The organism is Vibrio sp. 10N.222.55.C6, assembly GCF_041473395.1.
GTDB classification, from domain to species: Bacteria; Pseudomonadota; Gammaproteobacteria; order Enterobacterales; family Vibrionaceae; genus Vibrio; species Vibrio crassostreae_C.
The window spans coordinates 1-1,535 of the sequence record NZ_JBFRSD010000114.1 but is presented as its reverse complement, the minus strand read 5'-3'; the positions used below and the strand labels follow the sequence as shown (position 1 = coordinate 1,535).

Genomic DNA, 1,535 nt, shown 5'->3' with positions numbered 1-1,535 from the left:
GAAACACAAGCGCTGGATAGCGAATTTAAATCCTATAGAGGCCAGCTTCAGCTGATTGACCCTGATAGTGGTGATAACACTCAGTTTGTTTTTAGCGGGAAGTATTTAGGTCAAGGTTTTGCACCTGGTCACCTTGATGTTTGGCCTAATGGCACTTATCAATTCAGATTAGATACAGGTACCAATCATCATCCGGACGATCTAATCAGTAGCCTACATGCTGGCGAGTCGATGGAGCTCCCCTACGAAGTCGAAACCACTGATGGTCAGAAGCTCACCATTATGGTGAAAGTGACCGGTGAAGATAACCAAGCAAAAATTGCAGTGACGCCCTACTCCAGCCTAAATAATCATGTTTACGAAGATCACACTTCCTTTGGCAATACCACCCATCAGCTCAGCAGTGGTGGCACGTTACACGTAATTGACCCCGATCATGACCAAGCCGGTTTTATCGCACAAACCATCACCACCGCCGAAGGTGGTCAGTTCAATATCAACGCACAGGGCCATTGGTCATACAACATTGATAATGACAAGTTGCAACATCTAGGTGCAGGGGAAAGCTTCCAGCAAACCTTTACCGTTGAATCTATTGATGGCAGTGCTAAAAAAGATATCACAGTGACCGTTCATGGCACCAATGATGCGCCAATTGCCTCGGCTGAAGTGCGTTTAGCGAATGGCTTAGAAGATACCCAGATAGTCCTCACCCCTGCACAGCTACTGGCCAATTCTAGCGATGTTGACGACAACGATATTGGCAAATTATCCATTGCAAATTTAGTGGCTGATCATGGAACGGTTATCGATAATAAAGATGGTACATTCACCTTCTCACCGGAAAAAGATTATAACGGTGCCGTGCAATTTAACTATGACATCAAAGACGCGCATGGTGGCATCACGCATACCCAAGCTGGGCTGACCTTAACAGCCTCACAAGATGCAGCAACATTTACCGGTGATAGCACTGGCGATGTACATGAAGGGCATAGTTTTACTGCTGCCGATGGAACAGTCACTAATAGCTCTGTGGGGGATCGTTCGCCCGATCATCAACATGGCAATATTGGCAAGCTTTGGAATGATCAAATCCATACCGACGGCCACCTTAATATCAACGATGCCGATAGCGGTGAAGCCCACGCTCAAACAGGTGTTTATCACGGAAGTTATGGTCAGGTCATATTACAAACAAATGGCGATTGGAGCTATTACGCATCAATAGGCCAGGATGCAACAGGCAGAGCAATTGATAAACTTGGAGAAGGGCAAACATTAACTGATACAATAACGATCCAATCAAAAGATGGTACACCCCACGATATTGTTATTACTATTCATGGTGATAATGACCGACCTTATTGCTCATCAGAAGTGGTGCTTGCAAATGGCAGTGAAGATACACGCCAAACCTTAACCACCGCGCAACTATTAGCGAATACCGTCGATGTGGATGCCAATGACGCCGGTAAACTAACCATTGAAAACCTGCATGCTGATCATGGTTCCATTCTAAACAATGCCGATGG

At 45.6% G+C, this 1,535-nt stretch carries 1 protein-coding gene; it reads left to right on the top strand.

Features of this window, described 5'->3' with window-relative positions; all coding sequences use genetic code 11:
• On the top strand, nt 1–1,535 hold a 1,535-nt coding region (locus tag AB4486_RS22800), incomplete at both ends, for a VCBS domain-containing protein (protein WP_372118765.1).